The following is an 18,547-nucleotide window of genomic DNA, read 5'->3' on the forward strand; positions in this document are numbered from 1 at the left end:
CCCCGCCATGTGCGTGTCGTCCGGGAAGTCCCGTATTCGGGTGGATAGTTTGCGTTGACCGCGACACGGTTGAGAGTGGGTAGAGCTGGGTATGGCCGTCGATCCATTGATCGAGCTGCGTGATGTGAACAAGCACTTCGGCTCGTTGCACGTCCTGCGGGACATCAACCTCACCGTCGGCCGCGGGGAGGTGGTGGTCGTCATCGGCCCCTCCGGCTCCGGCAAGTCGACCCTGTGCCGGACCATCAACCGCCTGGAGCCCGTCGAGTCCGGCGCCATCCTCCTCGACGGGAAGCCGCTGCCCGAGGAGGGCAAGAGCCTCGCGCGGCTCCGCGCCGAGGTGGGCATGGTCTTCCAGTCCTTCAACCTCTTCGCCCACAAGAGCGTGCTGGCGAACGTCTCCCTGGCCCAGATCAAGGTCAGGGGCCGCAAGAAGGAACAGGCCGACCGGCGCTCGCGCGAACTGCTGGAGCGCGTCGGGCTCGCCTCCCACGCCGACAAGTACCCGGCCCAGCTCTCCGGCGGCCAGCAGCAGCGCGTCGCCATCGCCCGCGCCCTCGCGATGGACCCCAAGGCGCTGCTCTTCGACGAGCCGACCTCCGCGCTCGACCCGGAGATGATCAACGAGGTGCTGGAGGTCATGCGGCAACTCGCCCGCGACGGCATGACGATGGTCGTCGTCACCCACGAGATGGGGTTCGCCCGCTCCGCCGCCAACCGGGTCGTGTTCATGGCCGACGGGAGCATCGTCGAGGACCGCGCGCCGGAGGAGTTCTTCACCGCGCCGGAGAGCGACCGCGCCAAGGACTTCCTGTCCAAGATCCTCAAGCACTGAGCGGGGGAGCAGAGATGAAACCGGCTTCCCGCCCCACGACCCGCCCCCGCCGGGCCGCGGCGGCCCTCGCACTCGCCGCACTGGCCCTGTCCGCCGCGGCCTGCGGCAAGTCCGGCAGCCCGCCCGTCAAGGGCCCGCCGGCCGGAGCCCTGCCCGTCTACCGGGTGGCCGACGGCTTCCGGCTGCCCGGCTCCACCACCTGGCAGCGCGCCCGCGCCCGCGGCCACCTCGTCGTCGGCGCCAAGGAGGACCAGCCCTATCTGGGCGAGAAGGACCCCGCCGACGGCCGCTACTCCGGCTTCGACGTCGAGATCGCCAAGATGATGTCGGCCTCCCTCGGCCTCGACCCGAAGACGATCCGGTTCAAGACCATCGCCTCCGCCAACCGCGAGACCGCGCTCCAGAACGGCCAGATCGACTACTACGTGGGCACCTACACCGTGAACGCCCTGCGCAAGAAGCAGGTCGGGTTCGCCGGCCCGTACTACATGGCCGGCCAGGGGCTGCTCGTACGGACCGACGAGAAGGACATCCGCGGCCCCCGCGACCTCGACGGCAAGAAGGTCTGCTCGGCCGCGGGCTCCACACCGCTCCAGCGCCTGGAGGCCGACTATCCCAAGGCCGACGCCGTCGCCTATGACACGTACTCGATCTGCGTCGACAACCTGCTGACCTATCAGGTGGACGCGGTCACCACCGACGACAGCATCCTGATGGGCTACGCGGCCAAGGTGCCCGACGAGCTGAGGCTCGCGGGCAGGCCGTTCTCGAAGGAGCCGTACGGCATCGGCGTCCCGCGCGGCGACACCGCGCTGCGCCTCGCGCTCGACGACGCCATCGAGGCGCACGAGAAGAACGGCGACTGGAAGAAGGCGTACGACGCGACCCTCGGCCTGTCCGGGGTCCCCGCCCCGAAGCCGCCCGCCGTCGACCGCTACCCGGCGAGCTGAGGCAAGGACCGCCATGGACGTACTCACCGAAAACTTCTCCCTGTACGGCAAGGGCCTGCTCGGCACCGTCGAACTCACCGTCTACGCCGGGCTCCTCTCGCTCGTGCTCGGCTTCGTGATGGCCTCCTTCCGGGTCGCGCCGGTCGGCTCGCTGCGCGCCTTCGGGACCGTATGGGTGGCCGTGCTGCGCAACACCCCCCTGACGCTGCTGTTCTTCGCGGTCCTGCTGGGGCTGCCGAGGTTCGGGCTCGTCCTGCCCTTCCAGCTCTTCGCCGTCCTCGCGCTCGGCTGCTACACCTCCGCCTTCATCTGCGAGGCGGTCCGCTCCGGCATCAACACGGTGCCCGTCGGGCAGGGCGAGGCGGCGCGCAGCCTCGGCATGACCTTCGGGCAGACGCTCGGCGACGTGGTGCTGCCGCAGGCGTTCCGCTCCGTCATCCCGCCGATCGGCTCGACGCTGATCGCCCTCGCCAAGAACTCGGCGATCGCCGGATCGTTCAGCGTCACCGAGCTCCTCGGCACGTACAAGACCCTCAACGAGCTGGGCTACAGCATCATCTGGTCCTTCGTCTGGATCGCCGTCGGCTATCTGATCGTGACCCTGTCCATCAGCGCGATCTTCAACGTGCTGGAGAAGCGCTGGGGAGTGGCCCGATGAGCGACACCGTGCTGTACGACGTGCCGGGCCCCCGGACCCGGCGCCGCCACCGCGTCTACGGGCTGCTCGCGACCGCCGCGATCCTCGCCCTGGTCGGCTGGGCCCTCTACCTCCTCTTCGACACCGACCAGTTCACCTCCCGCAAGTGGACGCCGTTCATCTACCAGGGCATCCAGGAGATGCTGCTGCGCGGCCTCGCCAACACGCTCAAGGCGTTCGCGTACGCCGCCGTGCTCGCCCTGGCGCTCGCCGCCGTGCTCGCGGCGGGACGGCTCTCCGAGCACCGGCCGGTGCGCTGGACGGCGACGCTGCTGGTCGAGTTCTTCCGCGCGATGCCCGTGCTGGTGATGATCTTCTTCGTCTTCGTGGCGCTCAAGGTGCAGCCGCTGCCCGCCCTGGTCACGGGGCTGACGCTGTACAACGGCTCGGTGCTCGCCGAGGTGTTCCGTACGGGCGTGCACTCCGTCGACCGCGGGCAGCGCGAGGCGGCCTACGCGCTCGGGATGCGCAAGACGCAGGTGATGACGCACGTCCTGGTGCCGCAGGCGGTACGGGCGATGCTGCCGACGATCATCAGCCAGCTGGTGGTGGCCCTCAAGGACACCTCGCTCGGCTACCTCATCACCTACGAGGAATTCCTCCACGCCGGCAAGCTGATCGCCTCCAATCTCGACTACGACCTGCCGTTCATCCCCGTCGTCATGGTGATCTCGCCGATCTACATCGGGATGTGCATGCTGCTGTCGTGGTTCGCCAACTGGGTCGCCAGGCGGCAGCAGCGCAACCTCAAGACGGAGGCGGTCGAGGTGAACGCCGCCGAACCGGGCACGCTGCTGCCGGGCGCCCCGCAGCAGTAGCGGGGCTGCGGCACGTTCGCGCCGTTCAGGCGGGCTTGAACCAGGTCCCCAGCGCCTTGTGCAGGCCGTCGTCCGTGGCGCCCTGCCAGGCCACGTAGCAGTCGGGCCGCAGGAGAAGCGCGGTATCGAGCTCCGGGACGGTCACGGCGTCGACGTACGGGGCCCAGGGGCCCGCGTCCAGGTCGCCGGTCGGGTCCAGGAGGAGCGGGCGGGCCGTACGGGTCAGCTCGCGCAGACCCGGCAGGTCCGGCGCCCAGCGGCCGACGAGCGGACCGGCCGCCGGACCCATGTCGTACCCGGCGTCCGCGCCGGACAGCAGGTCCGCGATGTGCTGCCGGACCGAGGGGTGGTCGAGCAGTTCCCCGAAGAGTTCGCGCAGCGCGGTCACATCGCCGCCCGGCCGGGTGAGCAGCGACTGCGCCTGCGTGTGCATGGCGACCCGCCGCGCCACCGGGGACCGCTCCGACTCATAGGTGTCCAGCAGCCCCGCGGGCGCGTGGCCGCGCACCTCCGCCGCCAGCTTCCAGCCGAGGTTCACCGCGTCCTGGAGGCCCATGTTGAGCCCCGGACCGCCGATCGCCGAGTGCACGTGCGCGGCGTCCCCGAGCAGCAGGACGCGGCCCGCGCGGTACCGCGCCGCGATCCTGGTGTTGCCGCCGAACAGCCGCCGGATCAGATGCGGGCCGGGGCCGGCCGGCTGGGCGATCGGCACGTCCACGCCGAGGACGCGGGAGGCGGCGGCCCGCAGCGCGTCGAACGACGTCTCGCCCTCGGCCGGCTGGTCCCACTCCACCGCGCTGACCTTCGGAACGTCATGGGGGAAGGGCGCCCAGGTGAACAGGCCGTTCTCCGCGCGGAGATGCTGGAACGGCGGTACGACGCCGAAGCCGGGAACGGTCAGCCCGCCGTCGTCCCCGATCAGCTCCGGGTCCACGCTCACATGCCCGGAGTGCGAGACCGAGTCGTCCTCGGTGATGCCGGGGAACTCGATGCCGGTGAGCTTGCGGACCGTGCTGCGCCCGCCGTCGGCCCCGACCAGGAACGCCGCCTCGATCGGCTCCCGGTCCCGTATCCCGATCCGTACGGAGTGCTCGTCCTGCGTCAGGCCGGTGACCTCGTGGCCGCGGCGGATTTCGACGCCCAGTTCGGCGGCGCGCTCGGCGAGCATCTTCTCGATCCGGCGCTGCGGCACCGGCAGGACGTAGAGCGAGTTGTCCGGCAGGTCGTGCAGTGCGAGCGGGAACGCGCCGAAGACGAAGCCGGGCGCCGGCTCGGGCACGGCGCCCGGCTCGGTCAGCCGCTCGTACAGGCCGCGCCGGTCGAGCATCCGGATGACCTGGCCGACCAGGCCGTTCGCGCGCTGTTCGTCGACCGGTTCGGCGAGGCGCTCCAGGACGAGCGGGCGCACGCCGGCCAGGGCGAGTTCGCAGGCGAGCATCAGGCCGTTGGGGCCGGCGCCCGCGATGACGACATCGATCATGGTCGAACTCCTTTTCCGGGCAGGGAACATCGGCCCGGCGGTCCGCCGGGCTGTTCCTCCGCGAGGGATGGCTAGGGGGCGGGCAGTCCCGCCGCGATCCGGGCGAGGGCGTCCGCGAGCAGACTGCCCACCGGCACCGGCGGGTCGGTGCGGAGATGGTGTGCCATGGCGGCGTTGATCGCGGCGACGACCGCGGACGCGACGAGGTGCGGGTACAGGTCCTGCCGCGGGTCGGTGCCCGTACGGTCGGCCACGGCCGCGGCGATCTCCGCCTCGGCGACGGCCCCGGCCCGCAGCATCTCGCCCTGCAGCGCCGGTTCGGCGAGCATCGCGCGCACGCCTGCCGTCCACTGCGCCACGTCGGGCACGGGGTGGGCGGCCGACAGCGCGTCCGGCGCGAACCGCTCGGCCACCGCGCGGGGGATCGCGTCCCACAGCGGCTCCGCCGGGCGCTCGCGCAGCGCCTCCGCGATGCCGAGGCAGCGGTCGAGATGGCGGGCGACGATCGCCTCGCCCTTGCTGGAGTAGTAGTTGTTGAACGTGCGCGGCGAGACCCCCGCCGCTTCGGCGATGTCCTCCACCTTGACCTCGTCCAGCCCGCGCTCGACGACCAGTCGCAGCGCCGCCCAGCTGAGCGCGGCGCGTGTCTCGGCCTTTTTCCGTTCTCTCAGCCCCATGGAACGACCGTAGCAAAACTTGCGCGCCGCGCAAAGATGCGTGGCGCGCAAGTTTCAGGCCGGGGTGCGACGGGCCGCGCGATATTCGCTACGGCTCCGGGCTCGGCGCCTCCTACCATCACCGGATGACGGACCCTTCCTACCCCGCCAAGCCCCGCCCCGGAGATCCGGTCGCGGTGCTGTCCCCCTCCGCCGGACTGCCCGGCGTCTTCCCCCGGCCCTACGAACTGGGCCTGCGCAGACTGCGCGAGGACTTCGGGCTGGAGCCGGTGGAGTACCCGACGACCCGCACGATGGGCGCGACGCCCGAGGAGCGGGCCGCCGACCTCCACGCGGCCTTCGCGGACCCCGACATCAAGGCGGTGATCTCCAGCGTCGGCGGCGACGACCAGCTGACCGTCCTGCCGCACCTCGACCGCGACCTGATCCGCGCCCACCCCAAGCCGTTCTTCGGCTACAGCGACAACACCAACCTGCTGCTGTTCCTGCGGAACTCGGGCATCGTCGGCTACCACGGCGGCTCGGTGATGGTCGAGCTCGGACGCCCCGGCGCGCTGCACCCGACCACCGCGGACTCGCTCAGGGCGGCGCTGTTCACCTCGGGCCCGTACGAACTCACCCCGGCGAGCGCGTCCGGAGACGTCAACCGGCGCTGGGAGGACCCCCGCACCTTCGAGTCCGAACCGGAGATGGAACCCGCCGACGGCTGGTCCTGGCACAACGGCGACCGGGTCGTCGAGGGCCTCGGCTGGGGCGGCAACCTGGAGATCCTCGCCTGGATGCTGATGGCCGACCGCGAGGTGCTGCCGGCCGCGGCGTACGCCGGCGACGTGCTCTTCCTCGAAACGTCCGAGGAGATGCCTTCTGCCGAAGAGGTCTACCGGATTCTGCGGAACATGGGCGAACGCGGACTGCTCCGGCAGTTCCCCGCGGTGCTGGTGGGCAGGGCCAAGAGCTGGTCGTTCGGGAAGCGGCTCGCCGGCGAGGAGAAGGCGGGGTACCGCCGGGGGCAGCGCGAAGCCGTCCTGCGGGCCTTCCGGGCGTACGCGCCCGACGCCATGCTGGTCTTCGACGTCGATCTCGGCCACACCGACCCGCAGTTCGTGATCCCCGTCGGGGGGCGTATTCGCGTCGACGGCCCGGCGCGCCGGATCACGGTCGCCTACTGAACGTGGAGAACGGGCTCAGACATCCGTGATGTGCACGCGCTCGCCCTGCTGCCCGTAAATGGCGATGGTCTCCGCCGGCATGTCGTCCCGGGCGTTGCCGATCCAGTGCGCGGCGGTGGTGTCGAATTCCGCCGCTTCGCCCGCCCTGAGCTCCGTCCGGGTGCCGGTCAGGACGAGTTGGACCGTTCCGTGGAGGACGTAGAACCATTCCCGGCCGGGATGCGTATGGAATTTCGGCGGTGGGAGCTGCGACGCCGGGGGATAGACCACCTTGTACGCCTGCACGCCGCCCGTTTTCACGCCCAGCGGCACGAAGGTCAGCCCGTGCTTGCGGAGCGGGCGCAAATGCACCCGCGGATCGCCGACGGCCGGTGCGGCGACGAGTTCGTCGAGCGGGACGGCGTAGGCGCGGGCGAGCGGCAGGAGCTGTTCCAGTGTGGGGCGGATATGGCCGCGTTCGAGCCGGGAGATGGTGCTCGGGGTGAGTCCCGTGCGCTCGGCCAGATCGGCGAGGGTGATGCCGAGGGCTGTGCGGAATCCCCGCAGCCGTGGGCCGACGCTCCGCAGTATCGCTTGGTCCTCGCTCACCGGCCGGCTCCTCCGCTCGCGCCCCTTCGGGGCAGTGGTTTGCAATCCTGCAAAAAACCGTGCCAGGCCGCAATGGCACGCCCGAGTATCGCGGCATGACACTGAAGCGAAGCCGGCGGGGCCCCGCCCGCCGACGCCTCCTCCTCGGAGCCGGCGCACTGACCGCCTCACTCGCCGCGGGCTCCATCGTCGGGTGGAACACGCTCGACGGGGCCGCCGCCGCGCCCCCTCCCGCCGTCGCCTCGACGGCCGGGGCGCCCACCGCGTACGACGCCGCGACGAGACACGACGCGCGGTTCAACGCCGCGTTTCAGCACAAGTTCGCGACGGTGAACGGGGTGCGCATGCACTACGTCACCGGCGGCAAGGGCCCGGCGCTGGTGCTGCTCCACGGCTGGCCGCAGACCTGGTACGAGTGGCGGAAGGTGATGCCGGAACTCGCCGAGCACCACACCGTGTACGCCCTCGATCTCCCCGGGCTCGGCGACAGTCAGGGAAGCCCGAAGAGCTTCGACAAGAAGACCCTCGCGCACTATGTCCACGGGCTGCTGAACGACCGGATAGGGCTCGACCGATTCGACCTCGTCGCGCACGATCTCGGCGGCGGAGTCGGATTCCAGTATGCCGCCCAGTTTCCCCGGCAGGTGAAGTCGTACGTGCACATGGACTATCCGCTTCCCGGGCGGAAGCTTCCCGCCGCTCAATACCGGACCTTCTCCTGGCATATGGCCTTCAACAGCCAGCCGGGGATTCCCGAGAAACTCGTCGACAGCCGCCGCGATGTGCGGGAGTACATCACCGCGTTCTCCGCTCAAGTCGCCTATGGCGGCTCGTCGTTCGGCGGCAAGCGGACGACCTCCCCGTTCAGCCGGGCGGAAATCGAGGAGTACGCCCGTACGTACAGCCGCCCGCCCGTCCTGCACGGGGGATTCGAGCTCTACCGGAGCCTGGACCAGGACGAGCGCGACAACGCCGCGGCCGCTCCCGTGGACGTTCCTACCCTCCTCCTCACGGCGAAGGGTTCGCTGGCCGCCACCCGGCCGACCCTGGAGCCGACGCTGCGCAACATCACCCGCGCGGTCGAGATCCCCGAGGCCGGGCACTGGCTCGCGGAGGAGAACCCCGAGGCGGTGGCGCGGGAGATCCTCTCGTTCACTGCGAAGTGACCCCGCCGCAGCGCGCCAGGGCGGCCGCGGGCCGCACGGCCCTCAGTCGCGGACCGGCACGGACAGCCTCGACGGGTCGTCCTTCGGCGAGGAGAAGGTGAGCCTCGCGCCGAGCGGGTTGTGCGAGATGTACAGCGGATCGACGGTGTCGACGACGAGCGCGAGGCGGTGCCCGGCCGGGACGTCGTACGCCGTGGAGAACAGCTCCAGATCGACGCCGAAGGGCGTGCCCGGCGTCCTGCCGTGGAAGGTGTACGGGGCGTTGGCGACCAGCTTGCCGATGCCGAGCGGGCCCACGTCGTAGAGGTAGGCGATGGCCGTACCGCTCTCCTTGTTGCTGGTCAGCGTGGTGTGCAGGGTCACCGTGCCGCGCACCCGGCGCTCGGTCGCGTACCGCTCGGACTGCCACACGGCGGCGACCTGGCGCGGCAGCAGCGGCACCGAGACCATCGGCGGGGTCTTGAGGAACTGGTCGAGGGCGTTGGACAGCAGGACGACGCCGCCGTCGGCGCCCGAGTCGATGCCGGTGGCGATGGTGTGGTCGCCGGACAGCGGCAGGTCGATCCGCTTCTGCTGGACGGCCGCCCAGCTCGGGTACCCCTCGTACCCTTCCGCGGAGCGGGACTTGAGCTGTACGGGCTGCTCGCGGTCGACGCCGTTGTCCGCGCCCTTGAGGTAGTGGTCGAACCAGCGGTGGGCGTTGGTCCAGGTGTCGTTGGGCAGCCCCAGCAGGCCCGGGCCCTCGGCCGTGGCGTGGTCGCCGGGCCGCAGTTCGAGGCGCTTGGGCCCGGTCAGCCGCTCGTAGAACTTCGCGTACTGGTTGGGCGGGAAGATCGTGTCGCCCCACGCGTTGCCCAGCATGATGGCCGCGCCATTGGCGTTGATCTTGTCGAGGTAGGCGGCGGGGGAGCGCTTCCTCCCCCAGTCGATCATTTCCTGTTCCTTGTCGAGGCGGGAGCCGAGGAAGTTCTTCAGCGTGCGGGTGAGTTCGGCGCTCAGGCGGCCGGTGAGCGCGCCCGCGCCGCCGAGCAGGGCCGCGGCCTGCCGGTGCTGGGTGCGCCCGCTGTAGATGGAGTCGATCAGGTCGGCCCAGCCGCTCATCGCGACGACGGCCTTGACCCGCTTGTCGAACCCGGCGGACAGCAGGCTGATGCCCGCCCCGTACGAGACGCCCGCCATGCCGATCCGGCCGGCGTCGGCGGGGGTGTGGGCCAGCGCCCAGTCGATGACCTTGGAGGAGTCGGCGACGTCCGGCGGCCCGGCCGTCTCGATCTTCCCGCCGGACAGCCAGAAGCCGCGCGAGGTGTAACTGACCACGACGTAGCCCGCGTCGGCGAGCTTCTGGGCCTGGGCGATGTATTCGATCTGCGGCATGCCCCAGCTGGTGGGCAGCACGATCAGCGGGTAGCGCCGGGAGGCGTCGGCGGAGGCGCCGCCCGGCGTGAAGACATTGCCCTTGAGCGTGATGCCGCCGGAGCCCGGAATGTCGTGGAACTTCAGCCGCGCGGCCGCGGACCCGGCGGCCGGTGCGGACTGGGCGGTTGTCGTTACTGGCGCCGCCGCCGCTCCCGGAGCCGTGCCGAGGCCGCCCGCCGCGAGGACGGCGGCGGACACGGCGCCGGCGGCCGCCGCGCGCAGGGAGTGCCGGGGGTGGGGGATGCGAGGGGACGCCATGAGCCGCTCCAGACTTCGCATGACTGTGGGGGTGTCGAAGTGACTGGAGAGTAACGAGAGGTGCTTACCGGAGGTAACCCATTCTTGAGTTACGGACTGGTAACGCTCAGTGTCGCGTGACGCGCCGGGCTGACGGGCCGCTCACTCGTCACCGCCGAGCCACAGGTCCGGCCCGAAGACCTCGTAGTGGACGTCGGCCGGACGCACCCCGGCGGACAGCAGTTGGGCGCGGGCCGCGCGCAGGAAGGGCAGCGGGCCGCAGAGATAGGCGACGGTGCCCGCGGGGATGTCCAGCGCGCCGAGGTCGGCCAGACCCGTGCGGTCCGCGGGCCAGTCGCCCTTGGGGTCCTCGTACCAGACGTCCGCGGTGGCGGCGGGCAGTACGGCGGTGAGGCGGCTCAACTCGTCGCGGAAGGCGTGGGTGTGCTGGCTGTGGTCCGCGTGCACGACGAGCACGCGGCGCGTGGAGCCCGTGGCGGCGAGGTGCGTGAGCATGCCGATCATCGGGGTGCAGCCGATTCCCGCGGAGGCGAGCAGGACGGGCGAGTCGCCGTCGGCCAGCACGACGTCGCCGAAGGGGGCGCTGATCAGCAGCGTCTCGCCCGGCCCGACGTGGTCGTGGAGGTGGTTGGAGACCTCGCCGTCCGGCGAACCGGTGGCGCGCTTGACCGAGAACTGGAGCCCGCCCTCGGGCTCGCCGGACAGGCTGTACTGGCGTATCTGCCGCGCGCCGTCGGGGAGCCGCACCTGCACGGAGACGTACTGGCCGGGCCGGGCGACGGGCGCCGGGCCCCCGCCGAGGGGCCGTACGACATAGGTCGCGACCTCGTCGGTCTCCCGGACGCGGGCGGCGACCCGGTAGCGCCGCCAGGTGTCGCCGTCCGGCGCGCCGGCCTCCGCGTACAGCTGGGACTCGATGCTGATCAGGGCGTTCGCCATCAGCCAGTACACCTCGTCCCAGGCCGCGACGACCTCGTCGGTGACCGCGTCGCCGAGTACGTCGGCGATGGCCTCGAAGAGGTGGTGGCGCACGATCGGGTACTGGTCGGCGGTGATGCCGAGTGAGGCGTGCTTGTGCGCGATGCGCGAGAGCAGGGCGTCCGGGCGGGTGTCGGGGTGGGCGACGAGGGAGGTGGCGAAGGCGGCGAAGGCCCCCGCGAGGGCCTGGCGCTGGGCGCCGTTGGCCTGGTTCCCGCGGTTGAAGAGGTCGCGCAGCAGCTCGGGGTGGGCGGTGAAGAGCTTGTCGTAGAAGAGCGGGGTGATCTCTGAGATGGCGCCTCCGACCGCGGGCAGGGTGGCGCGGACGGTCTCGGCCGACGTGGGTGACAACATCAGCGGCTCCAAACTTGCATCTTGAATTCGTATTTTGAGTGGTGCGAAACGACCGCGGCGCGGGGCACGGGAATCAGCTGCCGGGGCGGGGGCTCAGGCTGAGCAGCACCGGGCCGGTCGGCTCGCCGACCAGATCCTCGATGCTGAGCGGGTCGAGCGCGGCGAAGAACGCCTCCTGGGCCCGGCGCAGCGCCGAGCGCAGCCGGCAGGCCGCGCGCAGCGGACAGGGCGGATCGTCCTCGCAGCCGACGACGTCGCCGACGCCCTCCAGCTCGCGGACGAGGCCGCCCACCGAGCCCGTGCGGCCGGCGAGCGTGAGGGTGAGTCCGCCGCCGCGCCCTCGGCGGGCCTCGACGACCCCGAGGTGCTGCAACCTGCTGACCACCTTCGCGGCGTGTGTGTACGGCACTCCGACGGCCCCGGCCACCTCGCGGGTGGTCGGGGCCTCGGCGTCGTCCGCCACCGCCAGGCGCATGGCGATGCGCAGGGCGATGTCGGTGCTCTTGGTCAGTCGCACGTTCGTAGCTTAGCTAATTGGTTTTTTGGACTCCAATATGGGGGGCGGCATTCGGCCGCCCTGCCCGTACGGGGCCCGGTGCCGGCCGCTGTGCGCCGCGGGCGCTCAGGCCGAGGCCGTCCGCCGAGCCGCCTTGATGTCGCGGCCGGGCCGCGGCGCGCGGCCGGTCCGGTTCTCCACCCACTCGGCCAGCCGGGACAGCAGCCAGTTCAGCACGATGAAGATGACCGCGACCTCGAAGTACACCTGGAGGAAGTCGTTCTCCAGGTACGAGCCCAGCACATTGCCCTGGTGCATCAGCTCGGGGTAGCTGACCACATAGCCCAGGGTGGTGTCCTTCAGCGCGCGCACCGCCTGCCCGATGATGGTCGGCAGCAGCGCCCGTACGGCCTGGGGCAGCACGATGAGCCGCATGACCTGCCCGTGCCGCAGCCCGATCGCGTACCCGGCCTCGCTCTGGCCGCGCGGCAGCGCGAGCACACCGGCCCGGAAGATCTCGGCGAAGTTGCCGATGCCGTGCAGCACGATGGGGATGACGAGCTGCCAGAACGGCGGCAGGCGCAGGCCCAGCGAGGGCAGCCCGAGCAGGAAGAAGTACACGACGAACAGCAGCGGCAGCGAGCGCAGCAGCTCCACCACCGCGCCCGCGGGCAGCGATACGAACCGCCGCCGGGAGAGCCGCAGCAGGCCCATCACCGCGCCCAGCGGCAGCCCGATGGCGATCGACACCACGCCGGCCAGCAGGGTGTCGCCCAGCGCGCTGAACAGGAACCGCTGGATCGACGTCTGGGTCAGCGGCTGCCACCGGGCCCAGTCCAACTGCCCGTGCCGGCCCAGCTGGACCAGGACGACGGCGGCGAACAGCGCGATCAGGGCGGCGGCCGCGGCCGAGCCGATGCGCCGCTGCCGCCGGCCGCGTGCGCCGGGCGGCTCGAAGAGCACGCCCGCCGCGCCGCCGAGTGGCCTGCGGCCGGTCCGGTCCGGGCGCGGCGAGCGCCGCTCCCGCGCGGCCTTTCCGGCGACGGCGACGGCGGCGGAGGCGGCGGCCGGGGCGGGGCCCGGCGGCTGGGGCTGCGGGCGGGTCTGGGTCATCGCTGCTGTGCTCTCTTCCGTGTGACGTGCCGTCCCGCTGGCGCCCCGTGCCGCCGCCCCGCTCATCGGTGGATCCTCAGCCGGCGCTCCAGCCCGCCGGTGATGAGCCCGCCCGCGAGGGTCAGCGCCACGTAGAGCACGGTCGCCGAGGCGAACAGGGCGAGCGGCTCGACGTACTCGACGTTCAGCTGCCGGATGACCCCGGACAGCTCGTTGACGCCCGCGACCGAGCCCACCGCCGTGCCCAGCGCGGTGGCGATGAACATGTTGCCCAGCGGCTGCACCATCGAGCGCAGCGCCTGCGGGAGGACGACCAGGCGCAGGCACTGGGAGGTGGTCAGCCCCACCGCGCGGGCCGCCTCGACCTGGCCGGCCGGCACGGTCTCCATGCCGGAGCGCAGGATCTCGCAGACGTAGCTGGCGATGTAGGCGGCCAGCCCCACGGTCACGGAGGTGTTCAGGGACAGCGTGAGCCCGAGCTGGGGGAGCACGAACACGGTCACCACCACGACCAGCAGCAGCGGCAGGTTGCGCACCGTGTGCACGTAGAAGGCGGCCGCCGAGCGCAGTACGCCCAGCGGCGCCACCCGGCACAGGCCGAGCAGGCCGCCGAGGACGAGGGCGGCGGCGAAGCTGATGAGGGTGAGCAGGAGGGTCCGCCCGAACCCGGCCAGGATCTCCCCGAAGTGGTCGGCGACGACGTTCACGGCCGGCCTCTCAGGAGCCGCTGGACGCGGTGGGCGAGGCCGGGGCGGACGGGTCGCCGCCCGCGTTCCCCGGCGTGGGGGGCTCGGGGACCGGCTGCTTGGTCAGCGGGCTGACGTTGTCCTGCCAGGACTGCTTCCACAGCCCCTGCTTCTCGACGGTGCGCAGGAAGCCGTCCACGATCTCGCGGAACTTGGGGTCGTTCTTGGGCAGCCCGATGCCGTACGAGGCGGAGCCGAAGGTGAAGGGCAGCACCTCCAGGGCGGTGTCCTTCTTCGCGCGGGCCACGATGACCGCCTGGTTGTTGATGAAGGCGTCGCCGCGGCCGTCGCGCAGCGCCTGGAGGCACTGGCTGATGGTCTGGAAGATGACCGGCGTCGCGTGCGGCGCGACCTTCTTCAGGGATTCCACGGACGGGCCGGCCGTCGTGATCACCTTGCGGCCGTCGAGGTCGGCGGGTTTGTCGATGCCCTTCATCCCCTTGCGGACCAGGACGGCCTGGCCGAGGTTCATGTACGGGCCGCCGAACGCGACCTTGCGCATCCGCTCCGGCGTGATCTTGTACGTGGACACGACCGCGTCGGCCGTGCCGTTCTGGAGCAGCGCCTCACGGGTGTCCGCGTTGATCGAGACGTGCTTGACCTCGGGCTTGCCCAGCAGATACTTCGCGAGCATCGCCGTCAGGTCCGCCTCGAACCCCTGGTACTTGCCGCTGATCGGGTTCTTCTCGGAGAAGCCGGGGTCGGTGTCCGAGGTGGCCGCCGTCAGATGGCCGTTCTTGCGGATGCGCTCCAGGGTGGGCGTGCTGGGCAGGTCCTTGCCCACGGGGGCGCGCGAGAGCAGGGAGTCGCCCGACTTCGCGCCGTCGCCGGGCTTGTCGGGCAGCTCCGAGGAGCCGCAGGCGGTGAGGGACGCGGCGCAGGCGATGGCGGCCGCGAGCACAGCTGGTCTCCGGAGAGTCATGACCGGTTCCTTTCACGGCCGCGGACGGTAGACCTGTCCCCTGGAAGGGGGGCGTCCGGGCGGAGGGGGCAACCAGAGACTGTGTCGTAGAAACTACGAACACATGAAGCTCTGTAGTGCGCTTCACCATAGTCGGGCCCCGCACCGTGTCAAGAGTTTGTTCGGGTTCGGTATGCGGAGGGCCCGAAGAGGCCGCGCGTCCCTCCCGCGCCGTACACCACCCCCGCCCCGCCCGCGGCTCCCGCCCGTCGCCGGTCAGTCGCCGAGGGTGTCCGCGCCCCGCTTCCGGCGCTGCCGGCGCGGTACGTACGCGGCGGGGTCGCGGCCGGTCAGCGCGGTGCGCAGCCGGTTCAGCGTCTCGCCCGCGTCGGCCGCGCGGGCGGCGCCGCGCTCCTTGAGGGCCAGCAGCAGGGCGTCGTTGACGACGATCGAGGCCAGCTCCTCGCTGGCCATGCCGCCGCCGGAGTAGAGGGCGGTCAGGGCGACGTCGACCCGGTCGCCGAGCACCGGCCCGAGCGAGTCGGTGACCAGGATGCTCGCCGCGTCCGCCTGCGCCGCGTGGTCCAGCACCACCTCGATGTCGGTCAGCAGCCGGCCGGGGGCGTACACGACCACGACGTCGCCCGCGGACACCGGCAGCAGCGCGTCCGCGAGCTGGAAGCCGGTGGCCGCCGCGACGCGGGTGTGGAAGCCGAGGCGCCCCATGCGCAGCGCGAGGTGGCGGGCGGCCAGTTCGGAGGCGCCGATGCCGAACGCGGTCACCGCGCGCGCGTCCGCCAGCAGGTCCACCGCCTGCCCGAAGACCTCGGAGTCCAGGAGCCGGCGGGTCTGCTGGAGCCGGTCCACGGCCTCGTCGAAGATCTGGTCCAGCGTCGCGTCGGTGTCGCCGGAGGTGGAGCGGCGGCGCACCGAGGAGGGCCGGCTGCTGTCCACGAAGCGCTGCCCGAGTTCGCGCTTGAGCTCCGGCAGGCCCGTATAGCCGAGCGCCTTGGCCGTGCGCACCACCGTGGCGTCGCTGGTCCCGGCGGCCTGTCCGAGCTGCTCGGCGGTGGCGAACGGGACGTCCTGCACATGGTTGCGCAGATACTCCGCGACCTGCCGCTCCGCCGGGGAGAGCTGGGCCAGCCGCTCGGCCACGCGGGCGTGGAAACCGGCCGGGGCGGGGTCCGGGCCCGTTGTAGTAGTTTTCATGACAGCTATTGACTCCTCTGTAGTGATCGCTACTATCGGGCCATCAAGCGGCTACGAGAGCCGGAACAACTCGTAGCGGATGCTACAGACGGCTGTACACGCCGATGTACCCGCCGAGCGCGCCACTTCTGAGGGAAGCCCATGCAGACACCTCCCATCCCGCTGATCGAGATATCCGGGACGCCCCGCGAACGCGGCCGCCAGTACGGGGAGGCCGCCCGCCCCCAGATCGAGGCGGCGCTCGCGTTCTACCGCGCCTCGTTCGCCAAGACGCCCGGACTCGAATGGCACGAGGTCACCCGCCGCGCCGAGCTCTGGCTGCCCTGCGTCGAGGACTTCGCCCCGGACCTGCTGGAGGAGTTGCGCGGGGTGGCGGAGGGCGCGGGCACCGGGCTGCTCGACCTCATGGCGCTGAACGCGCGCGGCGAGATCGTCTACGACCGCACGTTCGCGCGGATGGGGGCTACGGGCGAGGAGCCCGCGAAGGGGGACGGCCAGGAGCCCGACGCCGACGGCTGCTCGTCCTTCGCCCTGCTGCCGCCCGCCGCCGGCGACGGCCACGTCTGGTGCGGGCAGAACTGGGACTGGCGCACCGGCGCCGAGCCCACCCTCGTCGCGCTCCGCATCGTCCAGCCGCCCCGGCCGACCGTGGTGATGGTCGTCGAGGCCGGGCAGATCGGCCGGCACGGCGCGAACTCCGCCGGCATCGCCCTCAACGCCAACGGCCTCGGCGGCCGGTTCGGCGACGAGATCGGCGTGCCGCAGCCCTTCATCCGGCGGCGCATCCTGGACCAGGCCAACTACAAGGACGCCCTCCAGGTCCCGTTCACCGCCCGCCAGCAGATCCCCACCAACCTCCTCCTCACCCACCGCGACGGCATCGCCATCGACCTGGAGACCACGCCCGGCCGCCACCAGTGGCTGTACCCGCAGGACGGGATGCTGGTCCACGGAAACCACTACCAGGCCCCCGTTCCCCCGCAGTTGGAGCGCACGTACCGGCCGTTCTCGGTCGACTCGCTCTACCGCGTGCCGATCATCGAGGCCGCGCTCCGCGAGGCCCGCGACCGCAGCGAGTCGGCGGACGTCCGCAAGGTGATCGAGGAGGGCCTCACCGATCACTTCGGGCTGCCGCACTCGGTGTGCAACCACCCGGTCGAGGAGACCGACCCGCTGCTGCACACGAGCACCATCGCCTCCAACATCGTGGACCTGACGACCGGTGAGTACCACGTCGTCGCGGGGCTGCCGTGCTCGTCCCCGTACCTGCCGCTGCCGTGGAACGTGTACGACGGCCCCGGGGGACAGTGACATGACGGGCACTCAGACGCAGGGGCAGGCCGCGGCCGAGCCGCTCATCCGCGCCGACGGCGTACAGAAGTACTTCGGCGACAACCAGGTGCTGCACGACATCGACCTGGAGGTACGGGCCGGCGAGGTCGTCGTGCTGCTCGGCCCCTCCGGCTCCGGGAAGACGACGCTCTGCCGGTGCGTCAACCGCCTGGAGACCATCGAGGGCGGAACGATCACGGTGAACGGCTCCCCGCTGCCGGAGGAGGGCCGGGCGCTCGCGCGGCTGCGCGCGGACGTGGGGATGGTCTTCCAGTCCTTCAACCTCTTCGCCCACAAGACCGTGCTCGACAACGTCACGCTCGGCCCGGTGAAGGTACGGGGCACGGCCCGCGCCGAGGCCGAGGAGCGGGCCCGCGCCCTGCTGGAACGCGTCGGCCTGGCGGACAAGGCGAGCGCCCGCCCCGCGCAGCTCTCCGGCGGCCAGCAGCAGCGGGTCGCCATCGCCCGCGCGCTGGCGATGGAGCCGAAGGCCCTGCTCTTCGACGAGCCCACGTCGGCGCTGGACCCGGAGATGATCAACGAGGTCCTGGACGTCATGGTCTCCCTGGCCGACGAGGGCATGACGATGCTGGTCGTCACCCACGAGATGGGTTTCGCCCGGCGGGCCGCCGACCGGGTGGTCTTCATGGACGGCGGGCGCATCGTTGAGTCCGCCCCGCCGGAGGAGTTCTTCGGGAACCCGCGGACCGAGCGGGCGAAGGAGTTCCTGTCGAAGGTGCTTCAGCACTGAGGGGGCGGGGCGGGCCTGGGACGATGGCGGAATGCGAGAGAGCCGAGAGACCGGAGAGGCCCAAGAGGCCCAAGAGGAAACCGTCGAGGAGATCATCCCGATTCTGCGCGTCGAGAACGCCGCCGCCGTCCTCGGCTGGTACGCACGCCTGGGCTTCACCCGCCAGTGGGAACACCGCTTCGAACCGGACCTCCCCGCCTTCGTCGAGGTGGCCAGGGGCCGGGTCCGCCTCTTCCTCTCTGAGCACACGGGCGATGCCCGTCCCGACACGCTGGTCTACCTGCGCGTCCGCGACATCGACGCCATCGCCGCCGAGTTCGGCGTCCCCGTGGAAGAAGCCCCCTGGGCCCGCGAAATCGAACTCCGCGACCCCGACGGCAACCGCCTGCGAGTCGGTACGCCGACGGACTGAGCGCTCTCGGGCGCGCTCGGGCACGGTGAGGCGCCGCCGATCGGGCCGGGCGCGTACGGGGCCGTCGGGGCTGGGCGCGTACGGGGGCCGCCGGGCCGGGCGCGTACGGGGGAGGGGCGCCCCGGCCCGTACGCGCCGCCACGCCCGAGCCGTACGCGCCCTGTCGTGGCAGGGGATTCGCGAGTTACGCTCCGGCCT

General features: G+C 71.6%; 19 protein-coding genes. 9 read left to right on the forward strand and 10 right to left on the reverse strand.

The annotated features are described in order from the left end of the window. The first annotated feature begins 91 nt into the window (after nt 1-91). The 4 genes from AB0I49_RS02525 to AB0I49_RS02540 are packed head-to-tail and all read left to right on the forward strand — an operon-like array spanning nt 92 to nt 3,300. Complete coding sequence (locus tag AB0I49_RS02525) at nt 92-835, forward strand: amino acid ABC transporter ATP-binding protein (RefSeq protein ID WP_363224903.1); 744 nt, start codon at nt 92-94, stop codon at nt 833-835. Nucleotides 836-849: 14 nt separating this feature from the next. Then, nucleotides 850-1,785: a glutamate ABC transporter substrate-binding protein gene (locus AB0I49_RS02530; RefSeq protein ID WP_363224904.1), complete on the forward strand. Its 936-nt coding sequence runs from the start codon at nt 850-852 to the stop codon at nt 1,783-1,785. 13 nt (nt 1,786-1,798) lie between these two features. Next, nucleotides 1,799-2,443, forward strand: a complete 645-nt coding sequence (locus AB0I49_RS02535) for an amino acid ABC transporter permease (protein WP_363224906.1) — start codon at nt 1,799-1,801, stop codon at nt 2,441-2,443. Further along, nucleotides 2,440-3,300: an amino acid ABC transporter permease gene (locus AB0I49_RS02540; protein WP_363224907.1), complete on the forward strand. Its 861-nt coding sequence runs from the start codon at nt 2,440-2,442 to the stop codon at nt 3,298-3,300. The genes AB0I49_RS02535 and AB0I49_RS02540 overlap by 4 nt, the downstream gene beginning before the upstream one ends. Nucleotides 3,301-3,325: 25 nt before the next feature. On the opposite strand, the gene AB0I49_RS02545 is transcribed toward AB0I49_RS02540, so the two are convergent. Both AB0I49_RS02545 and AB0I49_RS02550 read right to left on the reverse strand, forming a co-directional pair. Continuing rightward, nucleotides 3,326-4,780 carry an FAD-dependent monooxygenase gene (locus AB0I49_RS02545; RefSeq protein WP_363224908.1) on the reverse strand — a complete coding sequence of 485 codons (1,455 nt, stop codon included), beginning with the start codon at nt 4,778-4,780 and terminating at the stop codon, nt 3,326-3,328. Nucleotides 4,781-4,851: 71 nt separating this feature from the next. Further along, nucleotides 4,852-5,457 carry a TetR family transcriptional regulator gene (locus AB0I49_RS02550; protein WP_363224909.1) on the reverse strand — a complete coding sequence of 202 codons (606 nt, stop codon included), beginning with the start codon at nt 5,455-5,457 and terminating at the stop codon, nt 4,852-4,854. A gap of 125 nt (nt 5,458-5,582) precedes the next feature. On the opposite strand from AB0I49_RS02550, the gene AB0I49_RS02555 reads away from it, so the two are divergent. After that, nucleotides 5,583-6,626: a S66 peptidase family protein gene (locus AB0I49_RS02555; protein WP_363224910.1), complete on the forward strand. Its 1,044-nt coding sequence runs from the start codon at nt 5,583-5,585 to the stop codon at nt 6,624-6,626. 15 nt (nt 6,627-6,641) lie between these two features. On the opposite strand, the gene AB0I49_RS02560 is transcribed toward AB0I49_RS02555, so the two are convergent. Beyond that, on the reverse strand, nt 6,642-7,214 hold the full coding sequence (locus AB0I49_RS02560; protein WP_363224911.1) for a helix-turn-helix transcriptional regulator: 573 nt from the start codon (nt 7,212-7,214) through the stop codon (nt 6,642-6,644). A gap of 95 nt (nt 7,215-7,309) precedes the next feature. Here AB0I49_RS02560 and AB0I49_RS02565 point away from each other — a divergent pair, with 95 nt between their 5' ends. After that, nucleotides 7,310-8,380, forward strand: coding sequence for an alpha/beta fold hydrolase (locus tag AB0I49_RS02565; RefSeq protein WP_363224912.1), 1,071 nt, complete (start codon nt 7,310-7,312; stop codon nt 8,378-8,380). Between the two features lie 42 nt (nt 8,381-8,422). Here AB0I49_RS02565 and AB0I49_RS02570 read toward each other — a convergent pair whose 3' ends face one another. The 7 genes from AB0I49_RS02570 to AB0I49_RS02600 all read right to left on the reverse strand — a co-directional run bounded on the left by AB0I49_RS02570 (nt 8,423) and on the right by AB0I49_RS02600 (nt 15,854). Further along, nucleotides 8,423-10,054, reverse strand: coding sequence for a CocE/NonD family hydrolase (locus tag AB0I49_RS02570; RefSeq protein WP_363224913.1), 1,632 nt, complete (start codon nt 10,052-10,054; stop codon nt 8,423-8,425). Between the two features lie 141 nt (nt 10,055-10,195). Beyond that, nucleotides 10,196-11,386 carry a globin domain-containing protein gene (locus AB0I49_RS02575; protein WP_363224914.1) on the reverse strand — a complete coding sequence of 397 codons (1,191 nt, stop codon included), beginning with the start codon at nt 11,384-11,386 and terminating at the stop codon, nt 10,196-10,198. Between the two features lie 73 nt (nt 11,387-11,459). Further along, a complete protein-coding gene (locus tag AB0I49_RS02580; protein WP_363224915.1) occupies nt 11,460-11,903 on the reverse strand; it encodes an Rrf2 family transcriptional regulator in 444 nt (147 codons plus the stop codon). A gap of 105 nt (nt 11,904-12,008) precedes the next feature. Then, nucleotides 12,009-12,995: an amino acid ABC transporter permease gene (locus tag AB0I49_RS02585; protein ID WP_363224916.1), complete on the reverse strand. Its 987-nt coding sequence runs from the start codon at nt 12,993-12,995 to the stop codon at nt 12,009-12,011. Nucleotides 12,996-13,057: 62 nt separating this feature from the next. Then, nucleotides 13,058-13,702, reverse strand: a complete 645-nt coding sequence (locus tag AB0I49_RS02590) for an ABC transporter permease subunit (protein WP_363224917.1) — start codon at nt 13,700-13,702, stop codon at nt 13,058-13,060. A gap of 10 nt (nt 13,703-13,712) precedes the next feature. After that, nucleotides 13,713-14,663 (reverse strand): glutamate ABC transporter substrate-binding protein, encoded by a 951-nt coding sequence (locus tag AB0I49_RS02595; RefSeq protein ID WP_363224918.1) that lies wholly within the window; start codon nt 14,661-14,663, stop codon nt 13,713-13,715. 255 nt (nt 14,664-14,918) lie between these two features. Then, on the reverse strand, nt 14,919-15,854 hold the full coding sequence (locus tag AB0I49_RS02600; RefSeq protein ID WP_363224919.1) for a MurR/RpiR family transcriptional regulator: 936 nt from the start codon (nt 15,852-15,854) through the stop codon (nt 14,919-14,921). 141 nt (nt 15,855-15,995) lie between these two features. Between AB0I49_RS02600 and AB0I49_RS02605 the strand changes: the two genes are divergently transcribed. From AB0I49_RS02605 to AB0I49_RS02615, 3 genes are read left to right on the forward strand one after another with little or no spacing between them, the layout of a single operon-like run. Further along, nucleotides 15,996-17,165 carry a C45 family peptidase gene (locus tag AB0I49_RS02605; RefSeq protein ID WP_363224920.1) on the forward strand — a complete coding sequence of 390 codons (1,170 nt, stop codon included), beginning with the start codon at nt 15,996-15,998 and terminating at the stop codon, nt 17,163-17,165. Between the two features lies 1 nt (nt 17,166). Further along, complete coding sequence (locus AB0I49_RS02610) at nt 17,167-17,937, forward strand: amino acid ABC transporter ATP-binding protein (protein WP_363224921.1); 771 nt, start codon at nt 17,167-17,169, stop codon at nt 17,935-17,937. Nucleotides 17,938-17,968: 31 nt separating this feature from the next. Next, nucleotides 17,969-18,349 (forward strand): glyoxalase superfamily protein, encoded by a 381-nt coding sequence (locus tag AB0I49_RS02615; protein ID WP_363224922.1) that lies wholly within the window; start codon nt 17,969-17,971, stop codon nt 18,347-18,349. Nucleotides 18,350-18,547: the final 198 nt, after the last annotated feature.

The organism is Streptomyces sp. NPDC050617 (assembly GCF_040654795.1).
GTDB lineage: Bacteria > Actinomycetota > Actinomycetes > Streptomycetales > Streptomycetaceae > Streptomyces.